The sequence below is a fragment of the Pseudomonas putida genome (genome assembly GCF_002906855.1).
Lineage (GTDB): Bacteria > Pseudomonadota > Gammaproteobacteria > Pseudomonadales > Pseudomonadaceae > Aquipseudomonas > Aquipseudomonas putida_N.
Map to the genome: position 1 here is coordinate 253,234 of NZ_MINI01000048.1, position 17,817 is coordinate 271,050.

Genomic DNA, 17,817 nt, shown 5'->3' on the forward strand with positions numbered 1-17,817 from the left:
GAAAAAGCCGCCTCGAAAGGCGGCTTGTTCAGTTCACTCAGGCCTGTGGGCGCATGTGCGGGAACAGGATCACGTCGCGAATCGACGGCGAGTTGGTCAGCAGCATCACCAGGCGGTCGATGCCGATACCTTCACCGGCGGTCGGCGGCATGCCGTACTCCAGGGCGCGTACGAAGTCGGCGTCGTAGTGCATGGCTTCGTCGTCACCGGCGTCCTTCTCGGCCACCTGGGCCAGGAAGCGCTCGGCCTGGTCTTCTGCATCGTTGAGCTCGGAGTAGGCGTTGGCGATCTCGCGGCCACCGATGAACAGTTCGAAGCGGTCTGTCACGGCCGGGTTGTCGTCGTTGCGACGGGCCAGCGGCGACACTTCGAACGGGTACTCGGTGATGAAGTGCGGCTGCTCCAGCTTGTGCTCGACCAGCTCTTCGAAAATCATCACCTGCAGTTTACCCAGGCCTTCGTGGCCCAGCACCTTGGCGCCGGCCTTCTTGGCGATGTCGCGGGCACGGTCGACGTCCTGCAGGTCGGCAGCAGTCAGCTCCGGGTTGTACTTGAGGATCGAGTCGAATACCGACAGGCGCGCGAACGGCTCGCCGAAGTGGAACACCTTGTCGCCGTACGGGACGTCGGTGGTGCCCAGTACCAGCAGCGCCAGCTCGCGGAACAGTTCCTCGGTGAGGTCCATGTTGTCGCGGTAGTCGGCGTAGGCCTGGTAGAACTCGAGCATGGTGAATTCAGGGTTGTGACGAGTCGAAACGCCTTCGTTACGGAAGTTGCGGTTGATCTCGAACACTTTTTCAAAGCCACCGACCACCAGGCGCTTGAGGTACAGCTCCGGCGCGATACGCAGGAACATGGCCATGTCCAGGGCGTTGTGGTGGGTTTCGAACGGCTTGGCCGCGGCGCCGCCAGGGATGGTCTGCAGCATCGGCGTCTCGACTTCGAGGAAGTCGCGCTCGATGAGGAACTTGCGGATGTGCGAGATCACCTGCGAACGCACACGGAAGGTGTGGCGGGTTTCTTCGTTGACCATCAGGTCGACGTAGCGCTGGCGGTAGCGCTGCTCGGTGTCGGTCAGGCCGTGGTGCTTGTCCGGCAGCGGGCGCAGTGACTTGGTCAGCAGGCGCACGTTGGTCATCTCGACGTACAGGTCGCCCTTGCCGGAACGGGCCAGGGTGCCTTCGGCGCTGATGATGTCGCCCAGGTCCCAGGTCTTGACCGCGGCCAGGGTTTCTTCCGGCAGGGTCTTGCGGTTGACGTAGACCTGGATACGGCCGGTCATGTCCTGGATGACCATGAACGAGCCACGGTTGAGCATGATGCGGCCGGCAACCTTGACCGGGATCGCGGCTGCTTCCAGCTCTTCCTTGGTCTTGTCCGCGTACTGTTTCTGCAGGTCGTTGCAGTAGCTGTCGCGACGGAAGTCGTTGGGGAAGGCATTGCCCTTGGCACGCTCGGCGGCAAGTTTTTCCTTGCGCAGGGCGATCAGGGCGTTTTCTTCCTGTTGCAGGTCTTGCGATTCGGTCTTGAGGTCGCTCATGTCGTCATTCTTTCCATCAGGTATTCGTTGCCCTTTTCGGGCAGGGCACGCGCTACCGGCGGGTAGCCAGGCAGCGCGGCGGTGGTGTGCGGCTTACAGGCCCTGCTTGAGGCTCGCTTCCAGGTACTGGTCGATGTCGCCGTCCAGCACCTTGTTGCAGTCGCTGCGCTCGACGCCGGTCCGCAGGTCCTTGATGCGCGAGTCATCCAGCACGTAGGAACGGATCTGGTGGCCCCAGCCGATGTCCGACTTGCTGTCTTCCAGCGCCTGGGAGGCGGCGTTGCGCTTCTGCATTTCCAGCTCATACAACTTGGCCCGCAGCATTTTCATGGCGGTGTCCTTGTTGGCGTGCTGGGAGCGTTCGTTCTGGCAAGCCACCACGGTGTTGGTCGGTACGTGGGTGATACGCACCGCCGAGTCGGTGGTGTTCACGTGCTGACCACCGGCACCGGAGGAGCGGTAGGTGTCGATGCGCAGGTCGGACGGGTTGATCTCGATCTCGACCTTGTCGTCGATCTCGGGGGACACGAACACCGCCGAGAACGAAGTGTGGCGACGCGCGCCGGAGTCGAACGGGCTCTTGCGCACCAGGCGGTGCACGCCGATCTCGGTACGCAGCCAGCCGAAGGCGTACTCGCCCTTGATGTGCACGGTGGCGCCCTTGATACCGGCGACTTCACCTTCGGAGAGTTCGATGATGGTGGCGTCGAAGCCACGCTTGTCGGCCCAGCGCAGGTACATGCGCAGCAGGATGTTGGCCCAGTCCTGCGCCTCGGTGCCGCCGGAGCCGGCCTGGATGTCCAGGTAGGCGTTGTTCATGTCCATCTCGCCGCTGAACATGCGACGGAACTCAAGCTGGGCCAGGGATTCTTCCAGGGCCTGCAGCTCGGTCTCGACATCGCTGACAGCGCCTTCGTCACCTTCCTCGACGGCCATGTCGAGCAGGTCCTTGCAGTCGGCAAGGCCGTTGGCCATCTTGTCCAGGGTCTCGACGACCTGCGCCAGCATGGCACGCTCGCGGCCCAGGGCCTGGGCGTACTCGGGCTTGTTCCAGACGGCAGCGTCTTCCAGCTCGCGGTTGACTTCGATCAGGCGGTCATGCTTGTGATCGTAGTCAAAGATACCCCCGAATGGACAGGGAACGCTCGGTGAGGTCCTTGATGGTGTTCAGGATTGGTTGGATTTCCATGGGCGGCTGGCTCTCGTGCGAATTCGGTGAAAAGCCCGCGAGTATAACCCATCCAAAGAACGGCGGCAGCCCGTTGGGCAGCGGCATCGGCCTCAGGCAATCCCGACCTGGTTGCGCCCGTTGTTCTTGGCCAGGTACAGCCCCTTGTCCGCCGCCGAAATCAGCTGCCGGCAGTGGCTGCCAATGGCCGGCGTCAGGGTCGCCAGGCCGATGCTCACGGTCAGGTGCGAGTCTGCGGTCGGCGCGTTGTGCGCGATGTTCAGGCCGAGTACGGTCTGGCGCAGCTTTTCTGCGACCAGGCGTGCGCCGCCGGGCGAGGTGTTGGGCAGCACCAGGGCGAACTCCTCGCCGCCGTAGCGCGCCGGCAGGTCGGTCGGCCGCGAGCAGGAACCGCGTATGGCCTCGGCCACCCGGCGCAACGCCTCGTCGCCGGCCAGATGGCCGAAGCTGTCGTTGAACACCTTGAAATAATCGACATCGATCATCAGCAACGACAATTGCTGTTGCTCACGCATGGCCCGGCGCCATTCCAGCTCCAGGTACTCGTCGAAGTGACGGCGGTTGGACAAGCCGGTGAGGCCATCGGAGTTCATCAGGCGCTGCAGCATCAGGTTGGTGTCGAGCAGCTGCTGCTGGCTCACGCGCAGCGCGCGGTAGGCCTCGTCGCGCTGCAGCAGGGTCAGGTAGGAACGCGAGTGGTAGCGGATGCGGGCCACCAGCTCGATGGAATCCGGCAGCTTGACCAGGTAGTCGTTGGCCCCGGCGGCGAAGGCCGCGCTCTTGACCAGCGGGTCTTCCTTGGTCGACAGGACGATGATCGGAATGTCCCGGGTGGCCGGGTTGTTGCGGTACTCGCGCACCAGGGTCAGGCCGTCGAGGCCGGGCATGATCAGGTCCTGGAGGATGACCGTGGGCTTGATGCGCATGGCTTGGGCCACCGCCTGGTGCGGGTCGGCACAGAAGTGGAAATCGATATTCTCTTCGTGGGCCAGGCCACGTCGCACCGCTTCGCCGATCATTGCCTGGTCATCGACCAGCAGGACCATTGCCGAATTCTCGTTGGGCGTCGCGAAGCCTTCGATCGGTAGATCAGTCATTCGAATTCACCTGATCACGGCCGTCCATGCGGCGCGATTCTATACATGTCGTCATTCTGCAAAGATTTCCATCAAGCGCCCGGCAATTCGCTCAAGCGGGCGGATTTCTACCGCTGCATCGATTGCCGCAGCGGCCTTGGGCATGCCGTACACCGCACTGCTGGACTGGTCCTGGGCAATCGTCAGATAGCCCTGCTGGCGCATCAGCTTCAGGCCCTGGGCACCATCGCGCCCCATGCCGGTAAGCAGCACGCCCACCGCGTCGCCATTCCAGTAACGCGCCACGCTCTCGAAGAACACGTCGATCGAGGGCCGGTAGATTTCGTTGACGGGTTCGGCAGTGTAGGCCAACTGGCCACTCTGCAGCAGGCGGATATGGTGATTGGTACCGGCCAGCAACACCTGCCCGGGTTGTGGCGGCTCGCCTTCGCGGGCCAGGCGCACCGGCAGGCCGCAGGCGCTGGCGAGCCACTCGGCCATGCCGGCCGCAAACACTTGGTCAACATGCTGGACCAGTACGATAGAGGCTGGAAAGCCGCGCGGCAGGCCTTTGAGCAGCACTTCAAGCGCGGCAGGGCCGCCAGCGGACGAGCCTATGGCTACCAGGCCGCTGCGCTGCGAGGCCTCGCGCAGGGGGGCGGCGAGCGGCTTGCTCGCACCCGGCCGCTGCTGGCCGATCAACCAGCCGATGTTGAGGATCTTGCGCAGCAGCGGCGCCGCTGCCTCACGGGCGTCCCCCGCGCCCAGCGCGGGGGTGTCCACCACATCCAGGGCGCCATGGCCCATGGCCTCGAACACCCGGTGCACGTTCTGCTTGCGGTCGACCGTGACGATGACGATGGCACAAGGCGTTTCGGCCATGATCCGCCGGGTCGCCTCGACGCCATCCATCACCGGCATGATCAGGTCCATGAGAATCAGGTCGGGAGTGTCCTCGGCGCACATGCGCACGGCTTCGGCGCCATTGCTGGCCACCCAGATCACCTGGTGTGCGGGCTCGAAGGCCAGGGCCCGGCGCAACGCCTCTACTGCCATGGGCATATCATTGACGATGGCGACCTTCATCCCTGAGCACCTCCGATCAGTTCCACCACGGCATCCAGCAACGCATCATCGTGGAAGCTGGCCTTTGCCAAATAGTAGTCGGCTCCAGCGTCCAGGCCACGTCGGCGATCTTCTTCACGGTCCTTGTAAGACACCACCATCACCGGCAGCGACTGCAACCGTTGGTCGCGGCGCACCAGGGTGACCAGCTCGATGCCATCCATGCGCGGCATGTCGATGTCGGTGATCAGCAGGTCGAAGTCCTCGCTGCGCAGGGCGTTCCAGCCGTCCATGCCGTCCACCGCTACTGCCACCTCGTAGCCACGATTGCTCAGCAGCTTGCGTTGCAGTTCGCGCACGGTGAGGGAATCGTCGACCACCAGGATGCGCTTGCGGCTCGCCCCTCGCGACCCTTGCGTACCGCGCTCAATACGCTCCAGGCGGCCGGTGCTGAGCAGCTTCTCGACCGAGCGCAGCAAGTCTTCGACGTCGATGATCAGCACCACCGAGCCGTCGTCCAGCAGGGCCCCAGCGGAGATGTCCTGGACCTTGCCCAGACGCGGATCAAGCGGCATCACTACCAGCACGCGCTCACCAACCAGGCGCTCCACCGCCACCCCGTACAGCTGCTCACGCTCGCGGATCACCACTACCCGCAGGCTGTTGGCCTCACCCTGCCCTGCCGGCCGGTTGAGCAACTGGCTGGCAGCCACCAGGCCAATATGCCGGCCTTCGTGCCAGAAGTGCTGGCGGCCTTCGATCTGCACGATGTCATCGGCGGCCACCTCGAGGGTGCGCTCGATATGCGCCAGCGGGAACGCATAGGCCTCACCGCCCACTTCGACCACCAGGCTGCGCACCACCGACAGGGTCAGCGGCACCTCCAGGTGGAAGCGGCAGCCCTGACCGGGCACCTGGGTCAGCTCGATCGAACCGCGCAGGTTGCGGACCATATGCTGCACCGCATCCAGGCCAACACCACGGCCAGACACTTCGGTGACCTTGTCGCGCAGGCTGAAGCCTGGCAGGAACAGGAACGTCAGCAGCTCGGCCTCACTCATCTGCGCCACGGTGTCGGCCGGCGACAGGCCGCGCTCGACGATGTTGCGCTTGAGGCGCTCAAGGTCGATGCCAGCGCCGTCATCGCTCAGCTCAAGCATCAGCAGCCCGGCCTGGTGCGAGGCGCGCAGGCGGATCGTGCCTTCCGCCGGCTTGCCCGCCAGCAGGCGCCGCTCGGGCAGTTCGATGCCATGGTCGACGGCATTGCGCAGCAAGTGGGTCAACGGCGCTTCGAGCTTTTCCAGCACATCGCGATCGACCTGGGTCTTCTCGCCTTCGATCTGCAGTTGCACCTGCTTGCCGAGCGAACGCCCGAGGTCGCGAACCATGCGGCTCTGGCCGGTGAGCACGTCGGCAAACGGGCGCATGCGACAGGCCAATGCCGTGTCATAGAGCAACTGGGCCCGCTGGCTAGCCTGCCAGCCAAACTCGTCGAGGTCGGCGGCCTGCTGCTGCAGGATCTGCTGGGTTTCGAGCAGCAGGCGCTGGGTCTGGGCCAGGGCATCCAGCACTTCAGGGCTCTGACCACTGTCTTCTAGCTGCGTTTTCAGGCCGTCGAGGGCCCGCATGCCCTGGCCATGCATGCGCTTGAGGCGCTGCAAGGTGGCCAGGTAAGGCTTCAGGCGCTGGGTCTCGACCAACGACTTGCTCGACAGGTCGAGCAGGCTGTTCAGGCGGTCGGCAGTCACCCGCAAGACCCGCTCGCTGCCTTCGCCCGCGCGCTTGCCGGCCTTGCGTGGCGCGGCAGGTTCGACTTCGGCTTCCACGGCCGGCGCCATCGGTTCAGGCTTGGCTGGCGGGACCACGGGCAACGCTGGTTCGAGCGCAACCGCTGCGGGTATGGGCGCGGCAGCGGGCGGTACAGGCGTGGCAGCGGGGTCGAGCAGGCCAGCCATCTGCGCCAGGAACGCCGGCACCAATGCCTCGCCATTCGGATCGCCGGGCGTGGCGATGTGCATCAGCAAGTCGGTGCCGCGCAGCAATGCATCGATGTGTTCGGCGCGCAACAGCAGCCGGCCTTCCTGGGCCGCCACCAGGCAATCTTCCATGACATGGGCGACACTGACCCCGGCATCGATGCCGACGATGCGCGCCGCACCTTTCAACGAATGTGCCGCACGCATGCAGGCTTCCAGCTGGTCGGCCTGGGTCGGGTTGCGCTCCAGTGCCATCAGCCCGGTACTGAGCACCTGGGTCTGCGCCTCGGCCTCCAGGCTGAACAGTTCGAGCAGCGATGCGTCGCGCATTTGCTCTGGGGTCATGACAGGCTCCGCTGCACGGCAGACAGTAAGTGTTGATCGTCCAGTACCCGCACACTGCGCCCCCGCCATTGCAAGACCGCAGCGGTGAACGGTGCGGCATCCTCGCCAGCACCCTGCAAGGGGGCATCGAGGCGGTGAATGCCATCAATCTCGTCCACCGCCATGACCACTGGCCCGCCCGACGCTGCCAGGATCAGCATGCGTGGCATCGCCCGACCGCTGCGCGCCTGCTCGGACAAACGCTCCACGCCCAGCAGGTCGCCCAGCGACAGGCACGGCACCAGCGCCCCGCGCACATTGGCGACCCCTTGCAGTACCCGGGAACGCTGATGCGGCAACGAATGCACCGGTTGCAGAGGGGCAATCTCGGCCAGGCAGGCAGTGGCCAGGGCCAGCCACTCCTCGCCCAGGCGGAACAGCAGCAGCGAACGCCCGGCCGAGGTTTCGACGGGGGCGGTCTCGTGCGTCAGGTCCGCTTCGATCAGCGCATAGCGGTCGAGCAAGCGCGTGGCCGCCGCTGCGTAGACTTCGCAGTTGCGACAATGGATATGCCGCTCCAGCAACGGGCAGTCCTTGCTGCCGTGTACGCCAATACGGTTCCAGCAGTCGTCGATACGCTCATCGTCATTGGCCAGCAGCTCGATCGCGTGTTCGGCTTTCATCGTTCAGACTCCCGGCCAGCACGTGCCGCACGTTCCTGCAGGCGGCGGGCACCGGCTTCGTCACCTTGGGCCGCCAGCAACGTGGCCAGGTGCAACAGTGCCTCAGGATGCTGAGGCTCCAGATACAGCGCCTTGCGGTAAAGGCTCAACGCCTGCTGAGCATCACCTTCCGTGTCGCTTAGCAGCCCCAGCCAGTAGTAGACCTGGGCCTTGGGCGCGAACTGGCGCAGGTAGCGCTGGCAACTGGCGCGGGCCTGGGCACTGTCGCCAGCATTGGCCTGGCGCGCGATGCTGGCCAGCAACTCGCTTTCGCTCTCTCGCGGTTCGGCTGCCGGAGCGGCAGGTGGCACCACGCGCAGGGGCCGCGCTGGAGGCACAGTTGCAGGCCGCGGGCGACTCGGAGCCACCGCAGTGGGCAACTGCCGTGGTGGCTGGACGGGCACAACCGGCACATCGGCGGGTTGACGAACGTAGGCAAACGACTGGGCAATGCCCAGCGGCCGCATGCCCAACCGCGCCAGCAGGCTGCCTTCGGCAGGGCCGATGAACAGCACGCCCTGGGGCTGTGCCAGGCGCTTGAGCACCTCGAACACACGCTGCTGGGTCGGCACATCGAAATAAATCAGCAGGTTGCGGCAGAACACGAAATCGTACAGGCCGTTGCGGCAGGCCAGCGCCGGGTCGAGCACATTGCCCACTTCCAGGTTCACCTGCTGGCGTACCCGTTCATCCAGCGTGTGGCCGTCCTCTCCCTCAAGGAAATGCCGGTCGCGAAACGCAAGTTCGGTGCCGCGGAACGAGTTGCGCCCGTAGACGCCCTGTATGCCCTTGGCCACCGAGCTAGGGCTGATATCGATACCGTCGATGCGGAAATCGGCTGGGCTCATACCCGCATCGAGCAAGGCCATGGCCAGCGAGTATGGCTCCTCGCCGGTGGAGCACGGCAAGCTGAGCAGGCGCAACGGCCGCTCTCCGGCCAGCTCGGCCAAGCGCTTCTGGGCCAGGCCGACCAGCGCGGTGAACGACTCCGGGTAGCGGAAGAACCAGGTTTCCGGAACGATCACAGCCTCGATCAGCGCCAGTTGCTCATCCGGCGATCGCTGCAGACGGATCCAGTAGTCATCCAGATGGGCGGCACCTACTGCAACACAGCGCTGACGCAAGGCCCGCTCCACCATTGGCACGCCTACCGACTCGACATCCAGGCCGATACGTTCCTGCAGGTAGCGGAAGAAACGTCGCTCGCTCATGGCGCCACCTGCCCTGACGGTTGCGGGAACAGCAGTTCGCGGACGGCGTCTGACAGCAGGTCATCCACCTCGATCCGTTGCAGCAGGCCCTGGGCGTCCTCGCGGACCGGGCCCAGGTAAGGCGCTTCGCCGTTGTCCAGGCCGTAGGACTGGAACTCCTCCGGCATGCAGCGCAGGGTTTCGGTGGCTTGTTCGAGGATCAAGCCCAGCACCTTTTCGTCACGGTATCGCACCAGCACCAGGCGCGTGCTGGTGCGCTCGGCGGCCGGCCGGGCAAAGCTCAGCGCGCTCAGGTCGACCACCGGCACCAGGACACCGCGATGCGCGAGGATGCCGGCCACCCAGCTCGGCGCCTGGGCAATCGGTTTCAGCGGACGTCGCGGCAGCACCTCGATCACTTCGCGCACGTCCAGGGCAAAGCGCTGCTGGTTGAGGCGAAACTGCAGGTACAGCGTGCCCTTGGCGCTGGCCACCGCTGCCGGGTAGGAATGCAGGTCGGTCACGGCGATCAGACTTTGAAGCGCGATACACCACCGCGCAGGCCGGCTGCCACCTGGCTCAACTCATCGATGGCGAAGCTGGCCTGGCGCAGCGACTCCACCGTCTGGGTGCTGGCATCGCTGAGCTGGGCCAGCGCCTGGTTGATCTGCTCGGCACCGGTGGCCTGGGCCTGCATGCCCTCGTTGACCATCAGCACCCGCGGCGCCAGGGCCTGGACCTGGTGAATGATCTGGCTCAGCTGCTCGCCGACTTGCTGCACCTCGAACATGCCGCGGCGCACTTCTTCAGAGAACTTGTCCATGCCCATGACCCCCGCCGACACCGCCGACTGGATCTCGCGCACCATCTGCTCGATGTCGTAGGTAGCCACGGCCGTCTGGTCGGCCAGGCGTCGCACCTCGGTGGCGACCACGGCAAAACCGCGGCCATATTCACCGGCCTTCTCCGCCTCGATGGCGGCATTGAGCGAGAGCAGGTTGGTCTGGTCGGCCACCTTGACGATGGTCACCACCATCTGCGTGATGTTGCTGGCCTTCTCGTTGAGGATCCCCAGCTTGGCGTTGACCAGGTCGGCGGCGCCCATCACCTGGTGCATGGTCTCTTCCATGCGCGCCAGGCCCTGCTGGCCGGAGCCGGCCAGACTCGAGGCCTGGTCGGCGGCGCTGGTGACCTCGGTCATGGTGCGCACCAGGTCGCGCGAGGTGGCGGCGATTTCACGCGAGGTGGCGCCGATCTCGGTAGTGGTGGCGGCCGTTTCGGTGGCGGTGGCCTGCTGCTGCTTGGAGGTGGCGGCAATCTCGGTGACCGACGTGGTTACCTGAACCGACGAGCGCTGTGCCTGGGCCACCAGGTTGGCCAGGGCCTCGGCCATTTCGTTGAAGCCGCTTTCGATGGCGCCGAATTCATCCTTGCGGTCCAGGCTCAGGCGCATGCTCAGGTCACCCGAACGCAGTTTGTCGAGGGCATGCACCACGCGTTGTACCGGTGCGGTAATGGCGCGCATCAACAGCAAGCCACAGATACCGGCGGCCACGATCGCCAGCAGCAGCGAGACCATCATGCTGCCCTTGGCAGTGCTCACGGCAGAGACAATTTCATGGGTCGCTGCTTCTGCAGATTCTCGGTTGTGCTCGATCACCGTGTTCAGGTGCTTGCGCCCTTCGGTCCAGGCCGGTGTAAGCACCTCGCCGATCAACCGCTCGGCTTCAGTGTAATTGTGCTGACGATAGGCATCGAGCACCTGGCCGACGACCTTGAGGTAGGTTTCCTCGAGCTTGACGAAGGTATCGAAACGTTCCTGGTCTTCAGGGTCCTGAATAGTGCCCTGATAACTGGCCATGTACTGCTTCAGGCGATCATCGAAGCTCTTGAACAACTCCATGTCAGCCGTGGTGATTTCGCGGCGGTTCGACAGGCCCACCAGTTGCTGGCTGGTGACGTAGCTGTCGACCCAGGCGCTCCGGATCATCGAGCTGTAGTAGACCCCTGGAATGCTGTCTGACCCCACCGCTTCCTCGGCACTTTCGATCGTCACCAGCCGCGAGTAGGCGGCTACGATCATCAGCAGCATGATGGCGATGATCACGGCGAAACTTGCCAGGATCCGTTGGCGCAAGGTCCAGTTCTTCACATTCAGCCCTCAGGAATTCTTAACGAGCGGGAAAAATCGCCGAAGTATAGCCCAGGCTTCCTACGCTTTTGCGGCTGAAATGCGAGGTATTCAGGCCTCTATCCCTGACGGACAGGCCATTTTCAAGTTCATTGACCTGCGGCAAGCCGTACCTGGCTCTCCAGTTCCTGCCGCAGGGCCGGTTCGAGGCGCAACTGACGGGCCAGTTCGTCGAGGTAGGCGCGCTCCATGAAGTTCTCCTGATCGACCATCATCACGCTGGCCAGGTACATCTCGGCAGCCATCTCTGGCGTTTGCGCGGCGCGGGCGACTTCGGCCGGGTCCAGCGGCTTGTTCAGCTCATCGTGCAACCAGTGCTGCAGGTCACGGTCGCTGTCCAGGCGGGTGAACTCACCTTCGATCAGGGCCCGCTCGCGGTCGTCGATATGGCCATCGGACTTGGCCGCCGCCACCAGTGCGCGGAGCACCGCCTGGCTGTGCTGCTCGGCCTGGGCTGGCGGCAGGCGGTCGAGGGTCTGCGGCTCGGAGCCCTGCCCTGCGCCCTGGCTCGCCTGCCAATTGCCATAGGCCTTGTAGGCCAGCACGCCGAGCGCGGCCAGGCCACCGTAGGTGAGCACCTTGCCGCCATACTTGCGGGCCTTCTTGCTGCCCAGCAGCAGGCCCAGTGCCCCTGCCCCCAAGGCGCCTCCCCCAGCTCCGGATAGCAGGCTGCCTAACCCACCAGCGCCAGCGGACGATTTGCCCGCAGCAGCAGGCTTGTTGAGCAGTTCCTGGCCGGATTTGAGCAGTTGGTCGAGCAGGCCCCGGGTGTTCATGCGCATGTCTCCACGGTACGGAAAGGAGCGCCCAGAGTAAGGCCTGCCACCCTGCACGCCACACTAGGATTTGCTTCCGGATGTTGCGTTAGCTGGCAAAAAGCCAACTAGACTCGTCATCGCCAACCACTTGCACAGGCGACTACGCTTATAACCATCGCTTCACTGCTTGCTTGACGACTGCCCCGACCAAGATCTCCAAGAAGAGGGAACACCATGTCAGTGCACAAGACCGCATTGCTCGGCGCCGTGAGCGGCGCGCTGCTGGCCAGCGCCGGCCTGCAGGCCGCCGAGTTGCCCAAGGCCCTGGGCGCCGGCGAAGGCCGGCTGGATATCGTCGCCTGGCCCGGCTATATCGAGCGCGGTGAAAGCGACAAAGCCTACGACTGGGTCACGGGCTTCGAGAAGGAAACCGGCTGCAAGGTCAGCGTCAAGACCGCTGCCACCTCCGATGAAATGGTCAGCCTGATGACCAAGGGTGGTTACGACCTGGTCACCGCGTCCGGTGACGCCTCGCTGCGCCTGATCGCCGGCAAGCGCGTGCAACCCATCAACACTGCGCTGATCCCCAACTGGAAGAACATCGATCCGCGCCTGCAGAACGGCGGCTGGTACGTGGTCGACAAACAGGTGTACGGCACGCCGTACCAGTGGGGCCCGAATGTGCTGCTGTACAACACCAATACCTTCAAGCAGGCACCGACCAGCTGGAATGTGGTGTTCGAGCCGCAGGACCTGCCCGATGGCAAGCCGAACAAGGGCCGCGTGCAGGCGTATGACGGGCCGATCTACATCGCCGATGCAGCGCTGTACCTGAAGTCGGCCAAACCCGAGTTGGGCATCAAGGACCCGTACGAACTCAATGAAGCTCAGTACAAGGCCGTGCTCGACCTGCTGCGCCAGCAACAACCGCTGATCCACCGTTACTGGCACGACGCCACAGTGCAGATGAGCGACGTGAAGAACGAAGGCGTGGTCGCCTCCAGTTCGTGGGGCTACATGGTCAATGGCCTGAAGGCCGAGAACCAGCCGGTGGCCTCGACCATTCCCAAGGAAGGCGCCACCGGCTGGGCCGACACCACCATGCTGCACAGCGAGGCCAAGCACCCCAATTGCGCCTACAAGTGGATGGACTGGTCGCTGCAACCCAAGGTACAGGGCGATGTCGCGGCCTGGTTCGGCTCGTTGCCAGCCGTGCCGGCAGCCTGCACCGGCAGTGAGCTGCTGGGGGCTGAAGGGTGCAAGACCAACGGCTTCGACAACTTCGACAAGATCGCCTTCTGGAAGACCCCACAGGCCCAGGGCGGCAAGTTCGTGCCCTATAGCCGCTGGACCCAGGATTACATCGCGATCATGGGCGGGCGCTGAGTTCGGTTTAAGCCTGTCAGGGCCCTTTCGCGGGGCAAGCCCGCTCCTACAGGGGCACACGATACCTGTAGGAGCGGGCTTGCCCCGCGAAGAGGCCCGAACAGGAGACAGATATTGTTCGGAGCCCACGCATGCCCCTAGCCGTCCAGTTCACCCAGGTTTCCCGCACCTTCGGCGAGGTCAAGGCCGTCGACCAGGTCAGCATCGACATCGATGACGGCGAATTCTTCTCCATGCTCGGCCCCTCCGGCTCGGGCAAGACCACCTGCCTGCGCCTGATCGCCGGCTTCGAGCAACCGAACAGCGGCTCGATCCGTATCCACGGCGTCGAAGCCGCTGGCGTGCCGCCGTACCAACGTGACGTCAACACCGTGTTCCAGGACTACGCGCTGTTCCCCCACATGAACGTGCGCGACAACATCGCCTACGGCCTCAAGGTCAAGGGCGTAGCCAAGGCCGAACGCCAGGCCCGCGCCGAAGAAGCGCTGGCCATGGTCGCCCTGGCCGGCTACGGCGAACGCAAACCGGCGCAACTCTCCGGCGGCCAGCGCCAGCGCGTGGCCCTGGCCCGCGCCCTGGTCAACCGGCCACGGGTGCTGCTGCTCGACGAGCCACTGGGTGCACTCGACCTGAAGCTGCGCGAACAGATGCAGGGCGAATTGAAAAAGCTGCAACGCCAGCTGGGCATCACCTTCATCTTCGTCACCCATGACCAGACCGAAGCACTGTCGATGTCGGACCGGGTGGCGGTGTTCAACCGTGGGCGCATCGAACAGGTGGACACGCCACGCAACTTGTACATGAAGCCCGCGACCACGTTCGTCGCCGAATTCGTGGGCACCTCCAACGTCATCCGCGGTGACCTCGCAGAACAGCTCAGCGGCAATCGCTCGCCTTTTTCCATCCGCCCCGAGCATATCCGCCTGGTGGATCAAGCCGGCCAGGCGCAAGACGTCCAGCTCAGCGGCCTGCTGCGTGACATCCAGTACCAGGGCAGCGCCACCCGCTATGAAGTCCAGTTGGCCAGCGGCCAGCTACTGGCTGTGAGCCACGCCAATGACCGCTGGCAGGAGCAGCCTCAACCCTGGCAAGCCGGCCAGCAGGTGCAGGTGCGCTGGCCACGCGAAGCGATGACCGCGCTGCAGGAAACCGTCCTGGCCGAGGCCCGCTGACATGCGCCGCGTATCCGACCTGCTGTACCGGCGCCCCAACCTCTACCTGGCACTGCTGCTGATCCCGCCGCTGACCTGGTTCGGCGCCATCTACCTGGGCTCGTTGCTCAGCTTGCTGTGGCAAGGTTTCTACACCTTCGACGACTTCACCATGGCGGTCACCCCGGATCTGACCCTGGGCAACTTTGCCGCGCTGTTCAACCCGTCCAACTTCGACATCATTCTGCGCACCCTGGCCATGGCCGTGGCGGTATCGCTGGCCAGCGCGGTGCTGGCCTTCCCGATCGCCTACTACATGGCGCGCTACACCAGCGGCAAGACCAAGGCGTTCTTCTACATCGCGGTGATGATGCCGATGTGGGCCAGCTACATCGTCAAGACCTACGCCTGGACCCTGCTGCTGGCCAAGGGCGGCGTGGCCCAGTGGTTCGTCCAGCAGCTGCACCTGGATGCCCTGCTGCAGGCCGTGCTGGCAGTGCCAGGGGTTGGCGGCAGCACGTTGTCGACCTCGCACCTGGGGCGCTTCATGGTGTTCGTGTACATCTGGCTGCCGTTCATGATCCTGCCGATCCAGGCCTCGCTGGAGCGCCTGCCGCCATCGTTGCTGCAGGCTTCGGCAGACCTGGGGGCCCGGCCTGGGCAAACGTTCCTGCAGGTGATCCTGCCGCTGTCGATCCCCGGCATTGCCGCCGGCTCGATCTTCACCTTCTCGCTGACTCTGGGCGACTTCATCGTGCCGCAACTGGTCGGCCCGCCGGGCTATTTCATCGGCAGCATGGTCTATGCCCAGCAAGGGGCGATCGGCAACATGCCGATGGCGGCGGCGTTCACGCTGGTACCGATCGTGCTGATCGCGGTGTACCTGTCCATCGTCAAGCGCCTGGGGGCTTTCGATGCACTCTGAAAAAGCGTCTGTCGGCCTGCGCCTGGCGGCCTGGGGCGGGTTGCTGTTCCTGCACTTCCCGATCCTGATCATCTTCCTGTACGCCTTCAATACCGAAGACGCAGCATTCAGCTTCCCGCCCAAGGGCTTCACCCTCAACTGGTTCGCCGTGGCCTTCGCCCGCCCCGACGTGCTCGAAGCCATCAAGCTGTCGCTGCAGGTGGCCTGCCTGGCCACGCTGATCGCACTGGTGCTCGGCACCCTGGCCTCGGCGGCGCTGTACCGGCGCAGTTTCTTCGGCAAGGAGAGCATCTCGCTGATGCTGATCCTGCCAATCGCCCTGCCCGGCATCATCACCGGCATCGCCCTGCTCTCGGCATTCAAGCGACTGGGGATAGAGCCCGGCGTGTTTACCATCGTGATAGGCCACGCCACGTTCTGCGTGGTGATCGTCTACAACAACGTGATCGCCCGCCTGCGGCGCACCTCGCAGAGCCTGATCGAGGCGTCCATGGACCTCGGTGCCGACGGCTGGCAGACCTTTCGCTTCATCATCCTGCCCAACCTCGGCTCGGCCCTGCTGGCGGGCGGCATGCTGGCGTTCGCCCTGTCGTTCGACGAGATCATCGTCACCACCTTCACCGCCGGCCACGAGCGCACCCTGCCGATCTGGCTGCTCAACCAACTCAGCCGCCCGCGCGACGTGCCGGTGACCAACGTGGTCGCCATGCTGGTGATGCTGGTGACCATGTTGCCGATTCTCGGCGCCTATTACCTGACCCGTGGCGGCGAAAGCGTTGCGGGCAGCGGCAAATGACCCTCAAGGAGTCCCTCCATGCAAACCCGAATGCTGATCAACGGTAAGCTGGTCGCGGGCGATGGCCCGACCTGGACTGTGCTCAACCCGGCCGAAGGCAGCGCCCTGGCGCAGATCAACGAAGCCACAGAGGCCCAGGTCGATACCGCCGTGCGTGCCGCCGACCAGGCCTTCGACAGTTGGTCCCAGACCAGCCCCAAGGAGCGCTCGCTGGCGCTGCTGGCCTTGGCCGATGTCATCGAAGCCCATGGCGATGAACTCGCCCGGCTGGAATCGCAGAACTGCGGCAAGCCGTTCGCCGCTGCCCTGAACGACGAAATCCCGGCCATCGCCGACGTGTTCCGTTACTTCGCCGGGGCCGCCCGCTGCCTCGGTGGCTCGGCGGCAGGTGAATACCTGCCGGGCCATACCTCGATGATCCGCCGTGACCCGCTGGGCGTGGTGGCCTCGATCGCGCCGTGGAACTACCCGCTGATGATGCTGGCGTGGAAGGTCGCCCCCGCCTTGGCGGCCGGCAACACCGTGGTCATCAAGCCGTCCGAACTGACACCGCTGACCGCCCTGCGCCTGGGCGAGCTGGCCAAGGGCCTGTTGCCGCCCGGCGTGCTCAACATCCTGTTCGGCCGCGGGCAGACGGTGGGCAACCCACTGGTCACCCATCCCAAGGTACGCATGGTCTCGCTGACCGGCTCAATTCCCACCGGCGCGCACATCATCGGCGCCACCGCCAGCAGCGTGAAACGCATGCACATGGAACTGGGCGGCAAGGCGCCGGTACTGGTGTTCGATGACGCCGATATCGACGCGGCCATCGACGGCATCCGCACGTTCGGCTTCTACAACGCGGGCCAGGACTGCACTGCAGCCTGTCGCCTGTATGTGCAAGCGGGTATCTACGACCGCTTCGTCGAGCGCCTGGGCAAGGCCGTTTCCAGCCTCAAGGCCGGCCTGCAGGATGCCGAAGACACTGAGCTCGGCCCGCTGATCAGCGCCCAGCACCGCGACAAGGTGGCCGGCCTGGTCCAGCGCGCCATCGCCCAGCCGCACATCCGCCTGGTAACGGGCGGCAAAGTGATTGCAGGGGATGGCTTCTTCTTCGAACCGACCGTGCTGGCCGATGCGTTGCAGGATGACGAGATCGTGCGCAACGAGGTGTTCGGCCCGGTGGTGTCCGTAACCCGCTTCAACACCGAAGAGCAGGCGCTGGAATGGGCCAACGATTCCGAATATGGCCTGGCATCATCGGTCTGGACCCGCGACACCGGCCGCGCCCACCGCCTCGCGGCGCGGTTGCAGTATGGCTGCACCTGGGTCAATACCCACTTCATGCTGGTCAGCGAAATGCCCCATGGCGGGCAGAAGCATTCGGGGTATGGGAAAGATATGTCGATGTATGGGCTGGAGGACTACACCTGTGTGCGGCATGTGATGATCAAGCATTGAGGTGGGGCTGGTGGGTATGCCGATAGTTGTTCAGCGCCTGTGATATCGAGCGCCGCCCGCGCGGCGCTCGATCTCCGCCATACCG

General features: G+C 64.7%; 15 protein-coding genes. 5 read left to right on the forward strand and 10 right to left on the reverse strand.

The window, feature by feature from the left end; translation table 11 throughout:
* Positions 1–37 precede the first annotated feature (37 nt).
* From lysS to BGP85_RS23975, 10 genes are all read right to left on the reverse strand, one after another.
* On the reverse strand, positions 38–1,540 hold the full coding sequence (gene lysS / locus BGP85_RS23930; protein ID WP_103445434.1) for a lysine--tRNA ligase: 1,503 nt from the start codon (positions 1,538–1,540) through the stop codon (positions 38–40).
* Between the two features lie 93 nt (positions 1,541–1,633).
* Positions 1,634–2,729 (reverse strand): peptide chain release factor 2 gene (prfB, locus tag BGP85_RS23935; protein WP_103445435.1). Its coding sequence is split into 2 segments (ribosomal slippage): positions 1,634–2,656 and positions 2,658–2,729, totalling 1,095 coding nucleotides; the frame shifts between segments, so codons are not numbered across the junction.
* Between the two features lie 92 nt (positions 2,730–2,821).
* Positions 2,822–3,826, reverse strand: coding sequence for a Wsp signal transduction system regulator diguanylate cyclase WspR (gene wspR / locus BGP85_RS23940; RefSeq protein WP_103445436.1), 1,005 nt, complete (start codon positions 3,824–3,826; stop codon positions 2,822–2,824).
* A 51-nt stretch (positions 3,827–3,877) separates the two neighbouring features.
* Positions 3,878–4,891, reverse strand: coding sequence for a chemotaxis response regulator protein-glutamate methylesterase (locus BGP85_RS23945; RefSeq protein WP_103445437.1), 1,014 nt, complete (start codon positions 4,889–4,891; stop codon positions 3,878–3,880).
* The gene (locus BGP85_RS23950) at positions 4,888–7,191 is read right to left on the reverse strand and encodes a hybrid sensor histidine kinase/response regulator (protein ID WP_103445438.1); all 2,304 of its coding nucleotides are present in this window, start codon (positions 7,189–7,191) and stop codon (positions 4,888–4,890) included. Before BGP85_RS23950 ends, BGP85_RS23945 begins: the two co-directional genes overlap by 4 nt.
* Positions 7,188–7,853, reverse strand: coding sequence for a chemotaxis protein CheW (locus tag BGP85_RS23955; protein WP_103445439.1), 666 nt, complete (start codon positions 7,851–7,853; stop codon positions 7,188–7,190). Before BGP85_RS23955 ends, BGP85_RS23950 begins: the two co-directional genes overlap by 4 nt.
* On the reverse strand, positions 7,850–9,103 hold the full coding sequence (locus tag BGP85_RS23960) for a CheR family methyltransferase (protein ID WP_103445440.1): 1,254 nt from the start codon (positions 9,101–9,103) through the stop codon (positions 7,850–7,852). Before BGP85_RS23960 ends, BGP85_RS23955 begins: the two co-directional genes overlap by 4 nt.
* Positions 9,100–9,606, reverse strand: coding sequence for a chemotaxis protein CheW (locus tag BGP85_RS23965; protein ID WP_103445441.1), 507 nt, complete (start codon positions 9,604–9,606; stop codon positions 9,100–9,102). The genes BGP85_RS23960 and BGP85_RS23965 overlap by 4 nt, the downstream gene beginning before the upstream one ends.
* Before the next feature lie 5 nt (positions 9,607–9,611).
* The gene (locus BGP85_RS23970) at positions 9,612–11,234 is read right to left on the reverse strand and encodes a methyl-accepting chemotaxis protein (protein WP_103445442.1); all 1,623 of its coding nucleotides are present in this window, start codon (positions 11,232–11,234) and stop codon (positions 9,612–9,614) included.
* A 128-nt stretch (positions 11,235–11,362) separates the two neighbouring features.
* The gene (locus BGP85_RS23975) at positions 11,363–12,049 is read right to left on the reverse strand and encodes a tellurite resistance TerB family protein (protein ID WP_103445443.1); all 687 of its coding nucleotides are present in this window, start codon (positions 12,047–12,049) and stop codon (positions 11,363–11,365) included.
* 216 nt (positions 12,050–12,265) lie between these two features.
* Here BGP85_RS23975 and ydcS point away from each other — a divergent pair, with 216 nt between their 5' ends.
* The 5 genes from ydcS to BGP85_RS24000 all read left to right on the forward strand — a co-directional run bounded on the left by ydcS (position 12,266) and on the right by BGP85_RS24000 (position 17,732).
* On the forward strand, positions 12,266–13,417 hold the full coding sequence (gene ydcS / locus BGP85_RS23980) for a putative ABC transporter substrate-binding protein YdcS (RefSeq protein WP_103445444.1): 1,152 nt from the start codon (positions 12,266–12,268) through the stop codon (positions 13,415–13,417).
* Between the two features lie 131 nt (positions 13,418–13,548).
* Positions 13,549–14,589: an ABC transporter ATP-binding protein gene (locus tag BGP85_RS23985; protein ID WP_103445445.1), complete on the forward strand. Its 1,041-nt coding sequence runs from the start codon at positions 13,549–13,551 to the stop codon at positions 14,587–14,589.
* Between the two features lies 1 nt (position 14,590).
* A complete protein-coding gene (locus BGP85_RS23990; protein WP_103445446.1) occupies positions 14,591–15,493 on the forward strand; it encodes an ABC transporter permease in 903 nt (300 codons plus the stop codon).
* Positions 15,483–16,289: an ABC transporter permease gene (locus tag BGP85_RS23995; RefSeq protein WP_103445447.1), complete on the forward strand. Its 807-nt coding sequence runs from the start codon at positions 15,483–15,485 to the stop codon at positions 16,287–16,289. Before BGP85_RS23990 ends, BGP85_RS23995 begins: the two co-directional genes overlap by 11 nt.
* Positions 16,290–16,307: 18 nt before the next feature.
* Positions 16,308–17,732, forward strand: coding sequence for a gamma-aminobutyraldehyde dehydrogenase (locus BGP85_RS24000; protein WP_103445448.1), 1,425 nt, complete (start codon positions 16,308–16,310; stop codon positions 17,730–17,732).
* Positions 17,733–17,817 lie beyond the last annotated feature (85 nt).